The sequence below is a fragment of the Blautia caecimuris genome, assembly GCF_024622975.1.
Lineage (GTDB): Bacteria > Bacillota > Clostridia > Lachnospirales > Lachnospiraceae > Blautia_A > Blautia_A caecimuris.
Window position 1 is genome coordinate 26,127 of the sequence record NZ_JANJZT010000005.1, and the last position, 20,439, is coordinate 46,565.

Below are 20,439 nucleotides of genomic sequence, written 5' to 3' on the forward strand. Positions count from 1 at the left end.
TTCCATAATTCTGGTTTTCTCTCTGGTATTTTACACCGGACTGATATCAGTCATTGGATGTATTGCTGACATCCGTGGATGCATAGCCGGTCAGAATAGTATCCTTATCTGCCAGATCAAAAATGTATTCCATAATATCATTTGCTGTGGTGCAGGCATTTCCTGAGGAATATCCATTGGCAATACGGACTGCAACCGCATACTGTGGCTGGTCAGAAGGCGCATAGCCGATAAAAAGGCCGTGGTTCGGCTGTCGGTAGTCAATTTCTGCCGTACCTGTCTTTCCGGACAGCGCCACGCCCAGTCCGTTAAACTGTTCGTGGGTCTGTACCACACGGCGCATACCGTCATGGATATCTTCCCACACATGGGACGGCACATCTGTCATTTCGCTTTTTACAACAGTTTCATATGTTTTCTGTGTCTGTCCCCGGGAATCTGTCACCTTATCCAGAAGAGACAGGTCGTACACGGTTCCGGAGGTTGCCAGAGCTGTTGCATAGCGCGCAAGCTGACTGGTTGTATAAAGATGGTTACCCTGTCCGATATAGGACGGAACCGCCTTACTGTCCGAAACGTGAGGAGTCGCCTCTGAAATTTCAATTCCTGTGTTTTCATCCAGACCAAACTCCTCTGCATATTTCTGGAGCTTGGAAAGACTGAGATTTTCTGAAAACTCGTCTTTTTCGTTTTTTCCGGCCTCAAATCCGATCATGTTAAAATAATAGTTGCAGGACTGTTCGATCGCTCCTCTGATCTCAAGAGAGCCATGTCCGCTTTTGTTCCAGCAGTTAATAGGCGGATTGACCAGATCAAATTTTCCGGTACATTCAATGTAAGTGCCGTCGTCTATGAGATTTTCCATCATTCCGGTCACTGCCGACAGAAGCTTCAGAGTGGAACCCGGAGCAGTTGTCTGCTGTGTGGCCTTGTTAAAGAAGGGACTGGAAAGATCCAGGGAAAGCCTGGTGTAGTAATCTGTATCCATCTCATTGCTGAGCCTGTTATTGTCATATCCCGGATAGGATACGCAGGCCACTACTTTACCGGTATTTACATCCGTAACCACAGCCGACGCCGAGCATGGCTTCAGTGCAAGCTGTGCAGGCTCAATCTCCAGGTTGGCGATTTTATTGATCATAAAATCATAGGAATTAAGCTCCCCGGATGCAAGCCGGGAATAGGCTTCGTCCTCTTTTGAAAGAACACCCTGCTCGTAAAGCACAAGGCAGAGATCCTGACCGGAAATCTGATCGTTCATAAGCAGATACTTGTACAGAAGCTTGGAAAAGCCAAGATCCGTTTTCAGATAATCTACTATATAAGAGGTCATGGCCTGATAGATTTCTGCAGAATCCAGGTATTCTCCCTTCGGAGAAATCACAGAAATATCGATCCAGTTCTGTCCCGCAGCATAATTCAGATATTCTCTGAGGCTGATGCTTTCTTCTTCTGCCCATGCCAGATAGGTAGGATCGGAAGTGTCAACCGCATCTTTGGAGATAACTCCCAGAGTATCTCTGAGCACAGTGTCGCAGATGTAAGTAAGATATTCCTGTACTTCTTCGGATTCATCCTTATATGCCGGCGGATTGTCGCCTGTCAGCCTGTTAGTTATTGTATCAAAAACTTCCTGCTGCTTTTGTTGAAATTTGGCATATAAATTTTTTTCTGTATCGGAAGCATCCTGGTCATTGAATTTTTCAATATCAATGACACTGTTTGCTACCAGAGCATTGTAAACGTCATAAATCGGCACAGAAATCTGGCTGGCGTCTTTTACACCCTCAAAATCAAACTTTTTTGTATTTTCAATACGGGTCAGGAGCACTCCTGCAACACGCTGTTTCAAAATCTGATAAATAGCACTCTGCCAGTCTGAATCAATGGACAGATATACGTCGTCTCCTGCAACAGGCGGCACAATGGTGTTTTCGTCAATTTTCAGAACTTTTCCGAGGTTGTCAACCGTTACCGTTTCCTGTCCGTCTGTTCCGTGAAGAAACTGTTCCATATACTGTTCGATTCCGGCTTTTCCGATCACGGCATCGTTGGAATAGTCGGGATTTTCTTTTTTCAGAGTTTCCAGTTCCTCTGCAGACGCCCGTCCGGTATAGCCCAGAACCGGTCCCATACTTTCATCATCAATATACTGACGCACAGAATCCTCGATCACGTCAATTCCCTGAAGCTGACTTTGATTTTCCATAACCGCAGCCACTGTGCTTTCGCTTACATTTGTGGCAATGGTAACAGCCATATATTTCTGGAAACTGTTTGTGTTAAGCTTGTAGCGCATGGAGGCAATATCCAGAATTTCCTGTTTGGACAGCTCTTTTGGAAGTCCATACTGCTCCAGCTCCTCCGGCGCATAGGCATCCTCACCATAAAGAACAATAGAAAATCCGTCGCTTCCCGTCAGATAATTCATCATATCTTCTGCAGTGGCAGAAGCCTGCTCTTTGGTAAGATCATCAATCAGAGGATGACCGTAGATGTCGGCCTTAAATCTGCTGAGCGTAAAACCTTCTCCTACATCAAACGCGTAATTTCCGTTTTCATCAAGTGCAATGTGGAAGTCACCGGAAAGACTGTCTCCGTTTTCTGACAGGATCTGAAGAACCCGGTATGCTACTCCGTTCAGGGTCAGATTTTTTTCACGGGTGGTCTCATAGCTTCCGTTATCCTCAAAAGTCAGGGAATAGGACAGAATATTGGAAGCTACCATTTCGCCGTTTCTGTCATAAATATTTCCCCTTGTACTTTTCAGCACACGGGTTTTGGTGATGCGGTTTTCAAATTCGCTGATATAGTTTTCACCCTGAATGATCTGCAGTTCAAAAATCTGCCGGATCAGGATAAATGCCATTGCAATAAATACAAGGATCACCACAGTTGTTCGTTTCAGTTGAATTTTTTTAATCAGTTTTTTTATTTTAGTACCCAAATAGACTCACTTTCTTTCCTGACGGGGGTCATAAAATGATGATTGATATAATAAAAGATCCTGTATACGATCACCGTCAGAAACACGGTATAAACAATTTCAGGAATAATAATTCTGTACAGATAGGTAAACAGATTCATACGTCCTCTTAAAAGGAACTGGAATCCGTAGACAGCCAGATTATAAAAGAAATCCATGGCTGCAGTCAGAAGGATGGGAACCTTCAGGTCATTATCATAATAAATACGATAAGTATATCCGCTGATAAATCCCACATACATATAGATCAGCGCATAAAATCCAAGAATAGAGCCAAAAAACAGATCTGTCAGAAGACCGCAGAAAAATCCGGTCCACATTCCGCTTTTTCGCCCGCGCATCAGTCCCATGGAGCTGCACAGAATCAGAAGAAGGTTCGGTGTGATGGAGCCGATAGAAACAGAATGAAGCACAGTGGACTGCAGAAGAAAGCAGACAATAATGGTAAAAAACAGAACCAGCTTACTTTTCATTATTCTGCCTCCTTTGCAGTGTCCTCTTCTGAGGCTTCGTCACCTTTTTTCTCCTCTGCTTTTCCCTGCACGGCATCCTGTTTGTTGGTTGTGATCACAAACACGTCTTTCAAATGCTGAAAATCAACCGGAGTAACAAGAGTTCCTGTTTTGGTCAGGTTATTTGTATCCAGTTCGATCTCACTGACGTATCCGATAAATAATCCTTCCACATACTTGTCACTGATATTGGAGGTAACAATTCTTTCGCCTACAGAAACCTTGTCTTCTCTGTCGTAAAGCTGACTGAACCTCAGCTTTCCTTCGTCGATCAGCTCAAGATCTCCCTCTACCACACAGATATCGTCTGTACTTACGGTCATGGCGCTGACATTGCTGCTGTCATCAATAATGGAGCGGACAGTAGCCCAGTTGGAGCCTACCTCAGTGACAATGCCTACTAGGCCTTTTCCGGCAATTACATTGTTGTCCACGCGGATACCGTCATTGCTTCCGCGGTTGATCATAAACGTATCATACCAGTTTCCGGGATCTTTGGAAATGATCCTGGCAGCAACCTTCGGATAGTCTGTATATTCCTCATCCAGCTCATAGAGCTGCTCCAGACGGGCAAGCTCAGCCTGATCCTGCAAAAGCACATTGTTCTGCTCTGTGAGAGTGTCTACCGTTGTCTGCAGTTCCTCATTCTGCTGGATCAGATCCTCTTTTTCCCGGAAGCTGTCCTGAACGCCGGTCATCCACTGGCCTATAGATGCAATGGATTTTTCAAAAGGAACAATAATCAGCCCGGCTGCTTCCTTTAAAGGTGCTGAGGTCACACCGGAGGCAAGGGTGGCGACAATGGCGCTGACGCAGAAAAAGGTCATAATTGCCAGAAGATGTTTACTTTTTAAATGAATACGAAATCGAAATTTCTTTTTCAGGTTTTTCATGGATCATACCCCTAAAAAATTATAATTTACGTTGCTTTACAGGCTGCGCCCATTTTTCCAGTTCCCGGTTCCGGATGATCTTTTCCAGGCCGCTTACGGAAGAGGTTTCATAAAGCTGGGAAAGCCGGAAAGAAAAGCCGGTATAGCTTGCAAGGTAATTGTCTATGTACGGAAGCCGCGTGCTTCCTCCGGTAAGATAAATGCCCTCTCTGGAAATATGATAAGCAATCTGCGGAGGCGTTCTTTCAAGAAATGTTTTCATTTCCGCAGCAATCTCATTGACACAGTTCATAATTCCCGCGTTGACTACATATCCGGAAATGATCTCTTCTCTTGGAAGCCCGGAAATACTGTCGATTCCCACAACCTTGCGGGCGTCCTTTTTCTGATCGTTCAGTCTGCCCATGGCAAGCTTCAGCCGTTTCCCTGTTCTGGTTCCGATCTGAAGGCTGTATCGCTTTCGGATCTCGCTGCAGATGGCTTCGTTCATCTGTCTTCCTCCAATGGGAATCTTTTTGGAGATAATGATCTTTCCGTCTGTAATAATGGAAAACTGCGTGCTCTGCGCTCCGATGTTTACCACCATGCTTCCGGGATTATCCTCCAGGGTGATTCCAAGGGCAAGAGCATCTGCAATGGGAGCTTCCACCATATACACCCGGTTCTTCCGGAGCCAGTGGCCGTTGGCCACATGATAATACGCTCTTTTTTCTACAGCTGTCATATCAAGGGGAACGGAAAAAAAGATATCCGAGCCGATGCCAAGAAATTTATCAATTTTTTTCATCATACTGAAAAGAGCAATTTCCTGAAGCTCAAGATTGGCGATCATACCAAAAGCCATCGGCGAATTAACAACGATATCAACAGGTGATTTTTCAAACATATCGTATGCTTCATTGCCCACGGCGATGATCTTGCGCCCTTTTGACGCAATCATGTTTTTTTCAAGATAGGTTTTGTTTCTCAGAAAGGAATAGACCTTAATGGTACTGCTTCCAAGATCTATTCCATATGTTTTTTTTATCAGCATAAATCTGCCCCTTTATCTCATCATTCCCCGTTCTTTGAAGCTGGTGTAACTGCGATCCCCGATAATGATATGGTCAAGAAGACGGATTCCCAGTAATTCTCCCGCCTCATAGATCCGCTGTGTGATCTCTCTGTCGCAGCCGCTGGGTTCCGGATCTCCACCCGGATGATTGTGAACGAGGATCAGACTGACTGCATGGCAGCGGACAGCCTCCATGTATATTTCTCTGGGTGTGACAAGGGTGGCGTTCACCGTTCCCTTGGAGATCAGTCTCTCAGACAGAAGATGGTTTCTGTTGTCCAGCATCATACAGATCAAAAGCTCCTGCTCCTGATGACGGAGCCTTTCCATGTAATAGGAAGCAATAGAATCCGGATGATGAAAACTTAAAGACGGCTTTGCCGCTGCCATGGAAATGCGTTTGGACAGTTCCCCGATGCATTTCAGCTGAACAGCTTTCACCTTTCCCACCCCGTGGATTTTTTCGAGATCCGCGAGAGAACTGTGAATAAGTCCCGGCAGTCCGGGATAGGACGATTCCTGCATATGCTTCAGTATGTTATTTGCCAGAGCAAGAGAACTGCACCCTTTTGTGCCGCAGCGAAGAATTACTGAAAGAAGTTCACTGTCACTTAAGGTTTCTTCCCCTTCACGGATACATTTTTCGTAGGGTCTTTCTGTCTCCGGCAGATCCTTCATTGTTTGTTTCATATGGTTTACCTGCTGTTCTCTGTGCAGGTCCAGGAAAGAATCAACCTTTATTCTAGCATAAAAAGAGAGAGATGTATACTCTCTCCTTTGTTTTTTTACAATTTCATCATATATTCAGATGCGATCCACTCTGCGGTTTTTATTCCGTCCATGGCTGCGGAAGTGATCCCTCCTGCATATCCCGCGCCCTCTCCGCAGGGATAAATGCCTGTAATGTTGGAAAGGCCTTTCTGGTCTCTCACCAGCCGGACCGGTGAAGAGGTACGGCTTTCTATGCCGCTTAAAACCGCGTCTTTTCTGTCAAAGCCGGAAAGCTTTTTCCCAAAGGCAAAAATGCCTTCTTCAATGGAATCCCCAAGCTCTTTGGGGAGAATGGAACGCACGTCTGTCAGAACATAGCCGCCTTTGATGTTTGGATGAATCTCTCCCAGTTGGCTGCTTGGCTGATGCGCGCAGAAATCCCCGAAAAGCTGTACCGGAACCTTTCCCTTTCCAAGTTCCCAGGCTTTTTTTTCGAGATCGCGCTGGAAGGCAATGCCTCCAAGAGCTCCCTCTTCCGGAAAATCCTTCGGAGTGACAGTTACGATCAGAGCGCTGTTGGCATTTTCTCCGTCTCTGGCCTGATAGCTCATGCCGTTGACTGCCAGAAGCCCCTGCTCAGAAGAGGCATTTACCACATAGCCCCCCGGACACATACAGAAAGAGTATACGCCTCTGCCGTTTTCACAGGTGTGGGTCACCTTATAGCTTGCAGAACCAAGGATTTTATTTTCCGGTTCTCCATAAAGATCCTGATTGATCATGGACTGAGGATGTTCGATGCGAAGTCCCACTGCAAAGGCTTTGGGCTCCATGGCAAGTCCCCTGTCCTTCAGCATAAAAAAGGTATCCCTTGCGCTGTGCCCTACAGCCAGGACACATACCTGAGCCGGAACCTGCTCTGTATGGTTGATCTCCACTGCCTTCAGCTTTCCGTTTTCTGTATAAAGATCCGTTACTTTGGAACGGAACCGGAAGGTTCCTCCCATTTCTTCAATCTGGCGTCTCATAGTCTGAACGATGTTTACAAGTACGTCTGTGCCAAGATGAGGCTTCTGCTGATAAAGGATTTCCGGATCAGCGCCTGCTTCTGTGAAGCGCTTCAGAACTTCTCGGTTTCTTCCGGAGGAATCTTTTACAAGAGTGTTCAGCTTTCCGTCTGAAAAGGTACCTGCGCCTCCCTCTCCGAACTGAACATTGGATTCCGGATCAAGAACACCGTTTTTCCAGAACCGGTTTACAGTCTCCATTCTTTTATCTGCCTCTTCTCCCCGTTCCAGAACCAGAGGACGATAGCCGGCTCTGGCAAGATACCAGGCGCAGAAAAGCCCGGCAGGGCCGCTTCCAACGATGACAGGTCTGGTTTCCAGGGGCTGATCGCCCGGTTTCGGAAAAGAATAATGCCTCTCGTTAGTTGACATAACATTATTACCGTGAACTTTTTTGAGGATTTTTTTCTCATTTTCAGCTTTCACATGCACAGTATATACGAATTTTTTATCCTCTTTATGGCGGGCATCCAGAGACTGCCGGATAATTTCATAAGAAAATAAAGTTTCACCGCAGCGGAGAGTTTTTTTAATCTTCTGTCTCAGGTCTGCTTCCGTATGACTGATCGGAAGCTTCAGCTGGCTGATCTGTATCATATAAGCTCCTTTGCTCCGTGGATTCCGGCCACGGCTCCGCTGGACCATGCCCACTGAAGGTTATAGCCTCCGCATGCTCCGTCAATATCAAGAAGTTCCCCTGCAAAATAAAGACCTCTGTGAAGTCTGGATTCCAGAGTTGAAGGATTTATTTCATCGGTAGCGACTCCCCCGGAGCACACCTGAGCCAGATCAAAGCCCAGAGAATCCTTTACGGTAAGTTTAAAGTCCACAGCAGATCTCAGGGGATCCTTCTGCTTCATCAGAAGTCGTACAAGCCTGTCCGGAAGAAGGCCTGCAAAAAGCTCTTCTTCAGTTTTATAGGGACAGAGTTCTTTTCTTTTTTTCATAAGCCGCTTCAGTGTTTCTTCTGTGTATTCAGGCAGAAAGTTCACGGAAAGCTGAACCTGTTTTTTCTCTGCCAGAGCCCGGGTTGCATACCTGCTCAGCTGAAAAACAGGGATTCCTGAAATTCCATACTCAGTAAGCTGAACCTCTCCTGTTTCCTTTCCTGACGGACTTCCGTTAATAAAAAGCTGAACTGCCGCTTCTGTACGGACGCCTGCCCACAGAGAAAGACTGCTGTTCTGACATTTCAGTCCTGTCAGCGCCGGAATAGGCTTTATGATCTGATGCCCCAGTTCACTGGCAAGAGCATAGCAGCTTCCATCTGCGCCTGCAACTGCAGAGGCTTTGGAGCCTCCAGCAAGAATCACCGCGCCCCCCTGATAAGTCCAGGTTTCTGTCTGTACATTCCAGAGATTGTCCGAAAAAAATATCTTTTTTACATGTTCCAGGGTTTTGATCTTTACTTTCAGGCTTCGGGCTTTCATTTCCAGAAGCTCGGGAACACATTTTGCCTGCCCGCTTCTGGGATACAGCCAGCCTTTTCGTTCCGTTGTCAGAATCCCGATTTCCTCAAAAAAATCAAGGGTGTCTTTTACAGAAAACTGTTCAAAGGTTTCTCTGACAAATTCCGGATGGGTTCCTCTGTATGCTCCTTCGTACTGATCCAGATTAGTAAGATTGCATCTTCCGTTTCCGGTTACTGCAATTTTCCGGCCTGTTTTTTCATTGTGCTCCAGAAGGGTGACAAAGACTCCCGTTTTTGCAGCCTGAACGGCAGCCATCAGTCCTGCGGCGCCTCCGCCAATCACGATCAGAGAACGGGACGGGTCCACAGGCTTTTTTTTCTTTTTTGCAGGCTGATTTTCTTTCATAAATACCTCCCTGACTGGTGTTATCTGCAATCCTGTAAAATCATGGAAGTGTGATCAGATGTTTGTCCAGAAGCTTCTGTACAGACATCAGGATTCCAAGCTTCGCATGCTCCCAGGTCAGTCCTCCCTGGAAGTAAACTGCATAAGGAGGCTTCATAGGACCGTCTGCCGAAAGCTCAATGGAAGAGCCCTGAACAAAGGCTCCTGCGGCCATAATCACCTGACTGTCATAGCCCGGCATATCCCAGGGCTCCGGGTCCACATAGGAATCCACCGGTGCGGCAGCCTGGATTCCCTTACAAAAGGCAACCACACGCTCCGGTTCGCCCAAAGTCACAGCCTGGATGATATCCTGTCTTGGTTCCTGTCCGTTTGGAATCACAGGGAAGCCCAGTTTTTCGTAAATGTTTGCGGCAAAAACAGCTCCCTTTAAAGCACCCTTTGTCACCATAGGAGCCAGGAAAAAGCCCTGATAGAAGGAACGGTTCACACCCAGAGAAGCGCCTACCTCCATGCCAAGTCCCGGGCAGGTCATTCTGCTGGCTGCGTTTTCCACACATTCCTTTGTTCCTGCGATATATCCGCCGATAGGAGCAAGACCGCCTCCCGGATTTTTAATCAGAGAACCCACGATCATATCTGCTCCCACATCACTTGGTTCTACGGTATCCACAAATTCACCGTAGCAGTTGTCCACCATACAGATCACGTCAGGCTTAATGCTTTTTACAAAAGCGATCAGTTCTCCGATCTCCTTTACAGAAAAAGAAGGTCTTGTCTGATAGCCCTTGGAGCGCTGGATCTCCACCAGCTTTGTTTTTTCGTTGATGGCTTCCCGGATCCTGTCATAGTCAAAGGTTCCGTCCTCCTTCAGATCCACCTGACGGTAGGTGACGCCGTATTCTGCAAGAGAACCCCTGGCCGGACGGATTCCGATCACCTCTTCCAGAGTGTCATAGGGCTTTCCTGCCGGAGCTAAAAGCTCGTCTCCCGGGCGGAGATTTCCAAATAACGCAATGGCAAGAGCGTGGGTTCCGCAGGCGATCTGAGGACGTACCAGGCAGGCTTCTGTGTGGAAGGTATCTGCATAAACCTTTTCCAGAGTATCCCGCCCGAAGTCATCATAGCCGTAGCCTGAGCTTCCGTTAAAGCACTCGGAACTTACCTTGTTTTTCTGCATGGCAAGCAGCACCTTCATCTGATTATATTCTGCTTTTCGATCAAATTCCTCAAAGCGCTTTTTCAGAGATGTTTCCACCTGTGCGCCAAAATTATAAACCTCTTCTGAAATTCCTAACTGTTCATATATTTCTTTCATCATGCAACCTCTTTTTCTTTATTCAATCCTGTATTCTTACAGGTGTTCCTGCAACTGCAGGTCAGTTCCTGCCGGAGTATGCGCGGCAGGCTTCTTAATATGCGGGTATAACAAATATTAAAATCCGGTTCCTGTCTGTCCTGGTTTTACAGAAGAATCCCCTTCTTTCTGCATATTTCCAGCATATAGTCAAGAATCTGATCTTCCTGATAGGAAAACTGATCTTTGTTTACCCAGGTTACCTCCTGTTCTCTCCGAAACCAGGTAAGCTGCCGCTTTGCAAAATGTCTGGTATCCCTCTTCAACACTCTGACAGCTTCCTCAAGAGGGTATTCTCCGTCCAGATAAGCAAGGATTTCTTTATATCCAAGTCCCTGCATGGATACCATTCCTCTGTGGCAGCCCTCTTCCTTTAGCCTAGACACCTCTTCCAGAAGACCTTCCTTCATCATCTGATCCACCCGAAGATCAATTCTTTCATAAAGAAGCTCCCGTGGCATATTCAGCACAAAATAAGCCAAATTGTAGGGACTTTCATGCTGTTTCTGTTCTTCATTGTGAGCAGAGATGGGAGAACCGTTCTGATGATAAAACTCAAGAGCCCGGATCACACGCTTTACATTGTGGGCGTGAATGGCATCTGCGCTTACAGGATCCACCTTTCTCAGCATTTCATGGAGATGCTCCCCGCCTTTTTCTTCTGCAAGAGCTTCCAGTTCCTTCCGGTAATCATTTTCCTGCTGAGCTTCTGTAAAATCAATATCCTTTGTAACTGCCTGGATATAAAACCCGGTTCCACCTACCAGAATGGGTATTTTTCCTCTGGAATAAATATCCTCCATGGCTTTTTTTGCCATCTGCTGAAATTTTACAATATGAAATTCTTCCTCCGGTTCCAGAACATCCACCAGATAATGAGGAATTCCCTGCATTTCTTCAGATCGGATCTTTGCGGAACCAATATCCATTTTTTTATATACCTGCATGGAATCTGCAGATATGATCTCTCCGTTTACTGCCTTTGCAAGGGAAATGGAAAGACTTGTTTTTCCTACTGCCGTCGGTCCGGTCAGTACGATCAAGGGCTGTTTCATATGGCTCTCCTAAACAATTCGTTTGAATTTCTTTTCCAGTTCTGTTCTTGTCATGGAAATAATGGTAGGGCGTCCGTGAGGACAGTGATAAGGGTTATCCAGGGTAAGAAGCTCGTCAATAAGCTTTTCCGCCTCTTTCGCTGACATGGCGTGATTTCCCTTGACTGCTGCCTTACATGCCATAGTCGCCAGTCTGGATGCAAAAATATCAAGGGCATCCTTTTCCCCGCTGCCGGATAGCTGATCCAGCATTTCCAGAAACAGAGCTTCTTCGCTGAACCCGTAAAGAGTGGCTGGAACCGCGCTGATCCGGTATTCTTTTCCGCCAAATTCCTCTATTTCAAATCCGAACTGAGAAAAGTATTTCTGATTTTCCTTCAGAATGTTTTCTTCCTGAAGATTTAAGGTTACGATCAGAGGCGGATTCAGATACTGGGAATCCACGGTCTTTTCCTGGAAGCTTTTTACAAGGCGCTCATAATAAACCTTTTCATGGGCGGCATGCTGGTCAATAATATAAAAATTATCCCCAAACTGCGCCAGCCAGTAGGTGTCAAAGATCTGTCCTACAAGGCGGATACGTTCCCGGGATTCCGGAGCAAGAAGCTTTTCCTCAAATAATTCCAGCTGACGGGGCTCCTGGGCTGTCATTTCATGACTGTTCTGATCCGATTCTGCTGCCGAAATCCCCGGTTCGGTTTCCACACTGATTACAGTTTCAAGGTTCTGAGCAGTCTTCTCGGGAGAGTCACTGGTGTGTGTAATTTCCGCTGGTTCTGAAAGAAAATCCCCGGATTCCGGTTTCTCTTTTTCTGAAATCCAGTGCTCTTTTTTCTGATTTGTGTTCTGTGATACCGGGACTGTATTTTTCATCTGACTGCGGCCAGTATTTTTTAATTCCCTGTTTTCTTCAGCCGGAAGCTTTGTTTCTGTTTCCCGTTTCAGCTCCTCTTCCTGCTTTTCACGGAGAGTTCCCTGAAAAAGATCTTCTTCCGAGGCGGAAAAAACCTGAGGCTTCTTTGTTTCCGTTGTATGAGAAGCGCTGTACGAAACGGAGGGTTCTTTTACGGTACTCTGGTAAGCCGGGCGTTCCATCCATGACTTTGTTTTTTTCGAGACAAACGAACCTGCGCCTGAATAAGCTCTGGTGCCGGATATTCCGGTTTCCTGCATTTCTTTTTCTGTATGTCCGTAAAGCTGTTCTCTTCGTTTCTTTTCAAAGGGTTCCGGAACAGACACAGACTTTACAGGTGTTTCCTTTGTTTCCGGCTCCGGACGGCCCACAGAAACCTTTGGGATCATCTCTTTTCCCGTCAGCGCCCGGCGAACGGTATCGTAAACTGCCTCATAGACCTCCTGCTCTCTGGCAAACCTTACTTCACGTTTGGCAGGGTGAACGTTTACGTCCAGGTCATTTCCCTCCATCTGCATCTGAAGGGACACAAAGGGAAATTTATGCTGCATCAGAAAACCCTTGTAGGCGTTCTCTATGGCTTTTGTGATAATGTTGTTTTTTACATAGCGGCCATTGATATAATAATTCTCAAAGCTTCGGTTTCCTCTGGCAATTTCCGGTTTTCCCACAAACCCGGTGATCTTCATAAAATCATTTTCAAATTCCGCATCCAGAAGCGCTTTTGTGATGTCTCTGCCGTAAACGCTGTATATCACATCTTTTACGCTGTAATTTCCGGCGCTGTGAAGCTTTACCTGCCGGTTCTGAATGTATTTAAAAGAAATCTCCGGATGAGACAGGGCCAGCTGTTCCATTAAGGTATGAATGTAATTGGCTTCCGTCATGTCTGATTTCAGGAATTTGCTTCTTGCCGGAGTGTTATAAAAAAGGTTCCGCACAAGAAAGGTGGTTCCCTCCGGAGCTCCAAGCTCTTCCAGAGAATGTTCCACCCCGCCCTCAATTATATATCGGGAGCCGCTGACCGCAGACGGAGTTTTTGTGATCAGCTCCACCTGAGACACAGCCGCGATACTGGATAACGCCTCCCCGCGGAATCCAAGAGAAGCAATCTGTTCCAGATCCTCCACTTTTTCAATTTTGCTGGTGGCATGGCGGAGAAAGGCAAGAGGAATCTGGTCTGCCTCAATGCCTGCTCCGTTGTCTGTAATACGGATCAGCTTCTTTCCGCCGTCTGTGATCTCCACCGTGACCGCCGTGGCTCCTGCGTCAATGGCATTTTCCACCAGCTCTTTTACAACAGAAGAGGGGCGTTCCACCACTTCTCCTGCTGCGATCTTGTCAATGGTATTCTGGTCTAAAACTGCGATCTTTCTCAAACCAAACCTCCCTTTCTTCCTTTCTGCCGGCTTTGTCCTGAAAGTCTTTTACCAGCGGTTCTGTATTTTATTCTGAAGATTATAAAGAATATTCATAGCCTCCATAGGCGTCAGATGAGACATGTCCAGATTCCGTATCTCCTCCACAATATCATTGTCCTGTACGGTATCAAAAAGAGACATCTGCGCCATATCCACCTGGTCGTACACAATTTTCTGCTTTTTCTTTGAGGAGGAAGTAAGATCCTTAACTGCTGCCGTAATGTCTGCATCACTTAACTCTTCCACCAGCTCTTTTGCCCGGCAGATCACAGAGTCCGGCACTCCTGCAAGCTTGGCAACCTGGATTCCATAGCTTTTGTCTGCTCCGCCTTTGACGATCTTGCGGAGGAAAACAATATCATCGCCTTTTTCCTTAACGGCAATGCAGTAATTGTTTACGCCGGAAATTTTTCCTTCAAGCTCTGTCAGCTCATGATAGTGGGTTGCAAAAAGAGTTTTTGCCCCACAGAGCTTTGTGTCGCTGATGTGCTCGATCACTGCCCAGGCAATGGCAAGTCCGTCAAAGGTACTGGTTCCTCTTCCGATTTCGTCCAGGATCAGAAGACTTCTGGAAGTGGCGTTTCTCAGAATATTGGCAACCTCTGTCATTTCTATCATAAAGGTACTCTGACCGCTGGCAAGGTCATCAGAAGCTCCTACTCTGGTAAAGATCCTGTCCACAATTCCGATATTTGCCTTGTCTGCCGGAACAAAGCTTCCGATCTGAGCCATAAGAACGATCAGGGCTGTCTGGCGCATATAGGTGGATTTACCTGCCATATTGGGACCTGTAATAATGGATACCCGCTTTTTCTGATTGTCAAGATAAGTGTCATTGGCAATAAACATATCATGCTCGATCATCTGCTCCACAACCGGATGTCTGCCGTTTTTTATATCCAGAACACCGCTTTCATTGATCTTGGGGCGCACATAGTTATTTCTCTGGGCAACCAGGGCAAGGGATGCAAAAACATCAAGGGCGGCAACTGCCTTGGCAGTTTTCTGAATACGCACAACCTCTGCTCCTACCTTGTCTCGCACCTCACAGAAAAGCTCATATTCCAGAGCATAAAGCTTATCTTCTGCCCCCAGGATCAGATCTTCCAAATCCTTTAATTCCTGAGTAATGTAGCGCTCTGCATTGGTGAGAGTCTGCTTTCTTATATAATTTTCCGGCACCAGCTCCTTAAAGGAATTGGTGACTTCCAGAGAATACCCAAAAACACGGTTGTATTTAATCTTCAGACTTTTTATTCCTGTGCGCTCTTTTTCTCTGACTTCCAGCTCTGTCAGCCATTTTTTGCCGTCTGTACGGGAACGACGGAATTTATCCACATCTTCATGATAGCCTTCCCGGATAATGCCTCCGTCCTTCTGAGCCAGAGGCGGCTCATCCACAATAGCGCTTTTGATCAGAGACGCAATATCTTCCAGAGGATCCATGTCCTCATAAAGCTCTGTAAGAAGAGGTGTTTTAAAATCCTTCAAAATCTGCCGGATATGAGGAAGCATTTCAAGAGAGGATGCAAAAGCAATCAAATCCCTTGGATTGGCAGACTGATAGCTGATGCGGCTGATCAGTCGTTCCAGATCGTAAATCGGATTTAAGTATTCCCGGATCTCATCCCTGAGCATGGGACTTTTATTCAGTTCTTCCAGAGCCTCCAGACGCCGGTTGATCTCCTGAGCGTCAATAAGAGGCTGTTCCACATAAGAGCGGAGGGTACGGGCTCCCATGGCAGTTTTTGTTTTGTCCAGCACCCACAGAAGGGAACCTCTTTTATTTTTTTCACGAAGGGTTTCCACCAGTTCCAGATTTCTGCGGCTGGAGCTGTCGATCAGCATGTATTTTTCTGCCGCATAGGGACGGATTCCCGCCATATGGGAAAGCGCTGATTTCTGAGTCTCCTGAAGATAAAGAAACAGAGCGCCGGAAGCGATCACGCCGATGTCATAGTCCTGGATCCCCAGGCCTTCCAGTGTATTCACATGAAAATGCTCTTTTAAAGTCCGCTTACACAGGCTGTCATCGAAATACCAGGCATCCAGAGGGAATACACAGATACCCAGACGGTTTTTCAGATCGTCTGTATCCACGCCGCTCATAAAAAACGCATCATTGCAAATGATCTCGGCAGGAACAAATTTATTGATCTCGTCCAGAAGCTTCTGCGGTTTATCTACTTCTGTGAGAAAACAGTCGCCTGTGGAAATATCCGCGATGGCACAGCCAAAATGATCTTCCATAGACACAATGGACATCAGATAATTATTTTTGGATTCATCCAGAGAAGCTGCATCCAGAGTGGTCCCCGGAGTTACCACACGGATCACTTCTCTTTTTACCAGTCCCTTTGCTTTTTTCGGGTCTTCCACCTGCTCACAGATGGCAACCTTATAGCCTTTTTCAATTAATCGGTTAATATAGGTTTCCGCAGCATGAAAGGGGACCCCGCACATGGGGGCCCTTTCTTCCAGTCCGCAGTCTTTGCCTGTCAAGGTGATCTCCAGCTCTTTTGTAACGGTCAGAGCATCCTCAAAAAACATTTCGTAGAAGTCACCCAGACGGTAGAATAAAATACAGTCCTTATACTGCTGCTTTGTTTTTACATATTCGGCCATCATTGGTGACAGTTTCTTGATGTCAATAGTTGTATTTTCGTTTTCTGTGTTTATATTTGTATTCAAGTGCTTCCTACCTCATATCTTAAGTAAAACAATATTTCTGACAAATATTGCTGTAATCCTGTATTTAATCAGTCCTCATTCTAACACGGAAGAATGGAATTTTCAATACTCAACAACCTTACGTTTTCTTAGTTTTGTCCATATTAGCTGACAAATCGAAAGTTAAATGAGCTGATATTTCTATCAGCCCATTGTCGTATCTATTGGGGTGAAACATTTTACAGACAAGATTTCTGTATTTCTTCGATTTTCCCAATAAATTTCCTGTTCTTTATTTAATACTTTTGTTTAAACAACTGCTTCTATAATTTTGTTTCTGCTTTTCCTTATTTCATTCCCCTCTCCTGAACACCACCTGATTTTCTTTGATTGTCAGCAGTACTTTAACATCTGCCAGATCTTCTGGCTTTGCTGTCAGTGGATTCTGGTCTAATACCACAAAATCTGCTGTTTTGCCAGGTACAATGGTTCCTTTTGTATCTTCCTCAAAATACTGATATGCCCCGTATTTTGTGATTGCTTTCAGAGCCTCCAGAACAGAAATTTTCTGGTTTTCTCCAATGCTTCTGCCTTTTCTTGTGATGCGGTTTACGGCGCAGGAAACTGTTTTCATCATGTCCGGCGGAATTACCGGGGAATCCTGATGGAAGGTATACTTCATATCATATCCTATGGCATCCTTTACCGGAGAGATCTGGCTTCCGCGCTTTTCACCGAAATTCTTTAAATGAATGTCGCCCCAGTAATAGGTATGAGCCACAAAAAAGCTTGGAATCATTCCAATCTCTGCCATACGGTGAAGCTGTTCTTTTTGTACAAGCTGGGCATGTACCATAACCGCTCTGTGGATATCCTTATCCTTTCTTAAAGCCAGCTCCTTTTCAAACTGAGAAACATACTGCTCTGCCGCCGCGTCTCCATTGCAGTGAGCCAAAAGCTGCTGTTTTTTGTCAAGTGCCAGGCCAATATAGGTTCGCAGCTGCTCATCTTTGTAGATGGGATATCCGCAATAGTCTTTTTCTCCCTCATAGGGCTCTGTCATCCAGGCTGTCCTGCCCTGAGGTGAACCATCCAGAAAGATTTTATATCCGCCCATCTTTAAATGATTGTGATACTTTCCGGCATAATCATTTTCTTCCTCTATAAGCTCAGAAGCTGTGGTAATATCAAGATATCCGACTACATCGAGATGCAGCAGTCCCATGTCTGAAGCTGCTTTTAAAAGCTGGAACAACGGCTTTCCCACCATTCCGTCCTGAACGGTTGTAATACCATAGCTGGCATAAACCTTCTGGGCTTCCACGATCAGATCCATAAGCTCCTGTGGTGAACCAGCGGGAATTCCGGACTGGAATCTGAGAAAGGTTTTTTCTTCCATATATCCGTCAGGAATCTGCGTACCCTCCATGCGTCCGTAACGTCCGTCAGAAGTATCCTCTGTATGTTCGTCAATTCCCTGAAGCTGAAGGCCTTTGCTGTTTGTCACGCCCATATGGGAGGATGCGTGAATCAAAAGAACCGGATTTTCCGTACTGATCTGATCCAGAACTTCTCTGTTGGGGTGGCGCCCCTCCTTCAAAAAATTGTGATCGTAATTGCAGCCTGTCAGCCATGCGTCTTCTGAAAGATTCTTCTGGGTTTTGAAGGCTTTCATTGTATCTATAATGTCCTGAAAGCTTTCGCAGGAAGAAAGATCGCACTGTCTCATTGCATTTGCCACGCCCACAAAATGAGAGTGTCCGTCAATAAATCCCGGAAGCAAAGTGCCTCCGTGAAGGTCAATGATCTCATCCTGCTCTTTATAGAGCTTCATAATCTCATCCTGATCACCAACTGCAAAAATCTTCCCGTTTTCTGCACATACTGCTTCTGCATATAAGGCATCATCTTCCATGGTGATAACTGTTCCGTTAATATAAAATGATTTCACAGAAATTCTCCTTTTTTTTATATATTTTAATCTTCACAACTTCTTCATACATCTTTCCCAATATCTGCATAATATGCGACTGTTTGAACAGGCTACATACACATGAAAATATTATCTGTATTTTCCTTGTATAGAATAAATAAAAGTAAAAAATCAGAAGAGACCAGATTTGAATCCAGTCCCTCCCGATAGAGTGCATTTATTGATATCTCTTTCCGGTTCTCAGATTTCTCGTGTAGCTTCTTTCAGCCACTGTTTTTCCTCCTCATTCAGATAAGGAGAAATTTTTTTATAAACTTCTGCATGATACTGGTTTAAAAGCTCTTTTTCATGGTCTGATAAAAGCTCCGGAACAATGCCGTCCAGATCAAAAGGAACCATGGTCAGGTTCTCAAAGCACATGAACTGTCCGTAAGCAGTCTTTTCTGCTTTTTTACACACGATCAGATTCTCGTGACGGATACCGAATTCATTCTCTACATAATAGCCCGGCTCGTTGGAGGTGATCATTCCCTCCTCCAGAACACAGGCAGATTGTCCGGGAGCTGTTTTCCAGCGGAAACGGTTTGGTCCTTCGTGAACGTTCAGAAGATATCCTACTCCGTGTCCGGTTCCATGATTATAGTCTTCACCTAACTGCCATAACGGTTCTCTTGCAATGTAATCCAGATTAAGATCCGTACATCCATAACGGAATTTTGCTGCTGCAAGATTCAGATGCCCTTTTAATACAAGGGTAAAATATTTTTTTTCTTTTTCTGTTACCGGGCCAAGGACAACCGTTCTTGTGATATCGGTGGAACCTTCCAGATAATGTCCGCCTGTATCGCACAGTGCCAGTCCGTGAGGCTCCAGAGGAATATCTGTTTCCGACGACGGGCTGTAGTGACAGATTGCCGCATGGCCTGCATAGGAAACAATAGGATCAAAGCTGTTGTCCAGGAAGTTTTCCTGCTCCTTGCGAAGGGCAAATAAATGGTCTGCCGCGCTGAGCTCTGTGATGGTTGTTTTTCCTACGTTTTTTTTCAGCCAGTAGATAAATTTTGTCACAGCTACGCCGTCCTTGATGTGGGCAATGCGTTCATTTTCCACTTCAACAGGATTTTTGATGGCCTTTGGAAGAAGGGTAAGGTTTTCCTCATCCAGAATCTTCACACTGTCTGGAAGACTGCTTACCAGGCGGCTGTTTGCATTTTTTCTGGAAAGAAGAACCGTTCTGCTTTCCGGAATAGTCTTTACATACTGGTAAATGTCATTATAAGGTTTAAGAACCACGCCGTCTTTTTCCAGAGAATTTCTTACCGCTGTATCAAAAGCCTTCTCATTGGCAAAAAGAAGGATCTCATCCTGTGTCATAACAAGATAGGAAAGCACTACCGGGCAGCAGTGAATATCATTTCCACGGATATTTAAAAGCCACGCAATATCGTCAAGGGAAGTAAGAATGAAAGCATCCGCGCCTTTTTCAGCCATCTTATCTCGGATCTGCGCACATTTATCTGCCCTTGACTTTCCTGCCCATTTTTCTTCAAGCTCCATAACCGGCTCACAGGAAAGCTCCGGGCGGTTCTTCCAGATTTCTCCGATCAGGTCGTCCTCTACGGAAAAGCTGATATTTTTGTCTGCAAGAAGGGATTTCAGTTCCTCTGCCTCGGCAGCGCTTACGCATCTTCCGTCAAATCCAAGGCACATGCCTTCTGTCAGCTTATCCTTCAGAAATTCGTGAACGGTAGGAACCTTTGGCTCTCCCATTTTAAAAAGTGTGACAGTGGTTCCTTCAAGCTGCTGGGCAGCCTGGATAAAATATCTTCCGTCTGTCCAAAGTCCTGCCATATCAGAGGTGATCACCGCGGTTCCTGCAGAACCGGTAAACCCTGTAATATATTTTCTGCATTTAAAATAATCGCCCACATATTCAGAGCCATGAAAGTCGTCTGTGGGAACCAGATAAGCGTCCACATGTTTTTCTTTCATCAGGCTTCGAAGAGCGGCAAGCCGTTCCTGTACGGTCATTCTTTCCATCTCCTTTGTA

General features: G+C 45.7%; 13 protein-coding genes. All 13 read right to left on the bottom strand.

Annotated elements, in window-relative coordinates:
- Nucleotides 1-46: 46 nt before the first annotated feature.
- The 13 genes from NSA57_RS04775 to NSA57_RS04835 all read right to left on the bottom strand — a co-directional run bounded on the left by NSA57_RS04775 (nt 47) and on the right by NSA57_RS04835 (nt 20,420).
- The gene (locus NSA57_RS04775; RefSeq protein ID WP_257464170.1) at nt 47-2,947 is read right to left on the bottom strand and encodes a penicillin-binding transpeptidase domain-containing protein; all 2,901 of its coding nucleotides are present in this window, start codon (nt 2,945-2,947) and stop codon (nt 47-49) included.
- Nucleotides 2,932-3,459 (bottom strand): rod shape-determining protein MreD, encoded by a 528-nt coding sequence (gene mreD, locus NSA57_RS04780; RefSeq protein ID WP_257464171.1) that lies wholly within the window; start codon nt 3,457-3,459, stop codon nt 2,932-2,934. Before mreD ends, NSA57_RS04775 begins: the two co-directional genes overlap by 16 nt.
- Nucleotides 3,459-4,391, bottom strand: a complete 933-nt coding sequence (gene mreC, locus NSA57_RS04785) for a rod shape-determining protein MreC (RefSeq protein ID WP_257464172.1) — start codon at nt 4,389-4,391, stop codon at nt 3,459-3,461. The genes mreD and mreC overlap by 1 nt, the downstream gene beginning before the upstream one ends.
- A 19-nt stretch (nt 4,392-4,410) precedes the next feature.
- Nucleotides 4,411-5,424, bottom strand: coding sequence for a rod shape-determining protein (locus NSA57_RS04790; RefSeq protein WP_257464173.1), 1,014 nt, complete (start codon nt 5,422-5,424; stop codon nt 4,411-4,413).
- Between the two features lie 12 nt (nt 5,425-5,436).
- Entirely contained in the window at nt 5,437-6,135 is a 699-nt protein-coding gene (radC, locus tag NSA57_RS04795) for a RadC family protein (RefSeq protein WP_147598972.1), read from the bottom strand.
- 95 nt (nt 6,136-6,230) lie between these two features.
- Complete coding sequence (locus NSA57_RS04800) at nt 6,231-7,820, bottom strand: NAD(P)/FAD-dependent oxidoreductase (protein ID WP_173752131.1); 1,590 nt, start codon at nt 7,818-7,820, stop codon at nt 6,231-6,233.
- A complete protein-coding gene (locus NSA57_RS04805; RefSeq protein ID WP_257464174.1) occupies nt 7,817-9,040 on the bottom strand; it encodes an aminoacetone oxidase family FAD-binding enzyme in 1,224 nt (407 codons plus the stop codon). The genes NSA57_RS04800 and NSA57_RS04805 overlap by 4 nt, the downstream gene beginning before the upstream one ends.
- 40 nt (nt 9,041-9,080) lie before the next feature.
- Entirely contained in the window at nt 9,081-10,358 is a 1,278-nt protein-coding gene (locus NSA57_RS04810; protein ID WP_147599072.1) for a methionine gamma-lyase family protein, read from the bottom strand.
- Nucleotides 10,359-10,504: 146 nt separating this feature from the next.
- Nucleotides 10,505-11,452: a tRNA (adenosine(37)-N6)-dimethylallyltransferase MiaA gene (miaA, locus tag NSA57_RS04815; protein WP_022067485.1), complete on the bottom strand. Its 948-nt coding sequence runs from the start codon at nt 11,450-11,452 to the stop codon at nt 10,505-10,507.
- Between the two features lie 9 nt (nt 11,453-11,461).
- Entirely contained in the window at nt 11,462-13,744 is a 2,283-nt protein-coding gene (gene mutL / locus NSA57_RS04820) for a DNA mismatch repair endonuclease MutL (RefSeq protein ID WP_257464175.1), read from the bottom strand.
- 48 nt (nt 13,745-13,792) lie between these two features.
- Nucleotides 13,793-16,414, bottom strand: coding sequence for a DNA mismatch repair protein MutS (mutS, locus tag NSA57_RS04825; RefSeq protein ID WP_147599071.1), 2,622 nt, complete (start codon nt 16,412-16,414; stop codon nt 13,793-13,795).
- A gap of 394 nt (nt 16,415-16,808) precedes the next feature.
- Complete coding sequence (locus NSA57_RS04830; RefSeq protein ID WP_257464176.1) at nt 16,809-18,407, bottom strand: amidohydrolase; 1,599 nt, start codon at nt 18,405-18,407, stop codon at nt 16,809-16,811.
- Between the two features lie 222 nt (nt 18,408-18,629).
- Nucleotides 18,630-20,420: an aminopeptidase P family protein gene (locus tag NSA57_RS04835; RefSeq protein ID WP_257464177.1), complete on the bottom strand. Its 1,791-nt coding sequence runs from the start codon at nt 20,418-20,420 to the stop codon at nt 18,630-18,632.
- Between the last annotated feature and the right edge of the window lie 19 nt (nt 20,421-20,439).

Excerpts from the sequence above, each read along its gene's own strand:
- NSA57_RS04805 (WP_257464174.1), bottom strand. The coding sequence starts at position 9,040 with ATGAAAGAAAATCAGCCTGCAAAAAAGAAAAAAAAGCCTGTGGACCCG.
- NSA57_RS04810 (WP_147599072.1), bottom strand. The coding sequence starts at position 10,358 with ATGAAAGAAATATATGAACAGTTAGGAATTTCAGAAGAGGTTTATAAT.
- mreD (WP_257464171.1), bottom strand. The coding sequence starts at position 3,459 with ATGAAAAGTAAGCTGGTTCTGTTTTTTACCATTATTGTCTGCTTTCTT.
- NSA57_RS04835 (WP_257464177.1), bottom strand. The coding sequence starts at position 20,420 with ATGACCGTACAGGAACGGCTTGCCGCTCTTCGAAGCCTGATGAAAGAA.
- NSA57_RS04800 (WP_173752131.1), bottom strand. The coding sequence starts at position 7,820 with ATGATACAGATCAGCCAGCTGAAGCTTCCGATCAGTCATACGGAAGCA.
- miaA (WP_022067485.1), bottom strand. The coding sequence starts at position 11,452 with ATGAAACAGCCCTTGATCGTACTGACCGGACCGACGGCAGTAGGAAAA.
- NSA57_RS04790 (WP_257464173.1), bottom strand. The coding sequence starts at position 5,424 with ATGCTGATAAAAAAAACATATGGAATAGATCTTGGAAGCAGTACCATT.
- mreC (WP_257464172.1), bottom strand. The coding sequence starts at position 4,391 with ATGAAAAACCTGAAAAAGAAATTTCGATTTCGTATTCATTTAAAAAGT.
- mutS (WP_147599071.1), bottom strand. The coding sequence starts at position 16,414 with ATGATGGCCGAATATGTAAAAACAAAGCAGCAGTATAAGGACTGTATT.
- radC (WP_147598972.1), bottom strand. The coding sequence starts at position 6,135 with ATGAAACAAACAATGAAGGATCTGCCGGAGACAGAAAGACCCTACGAA.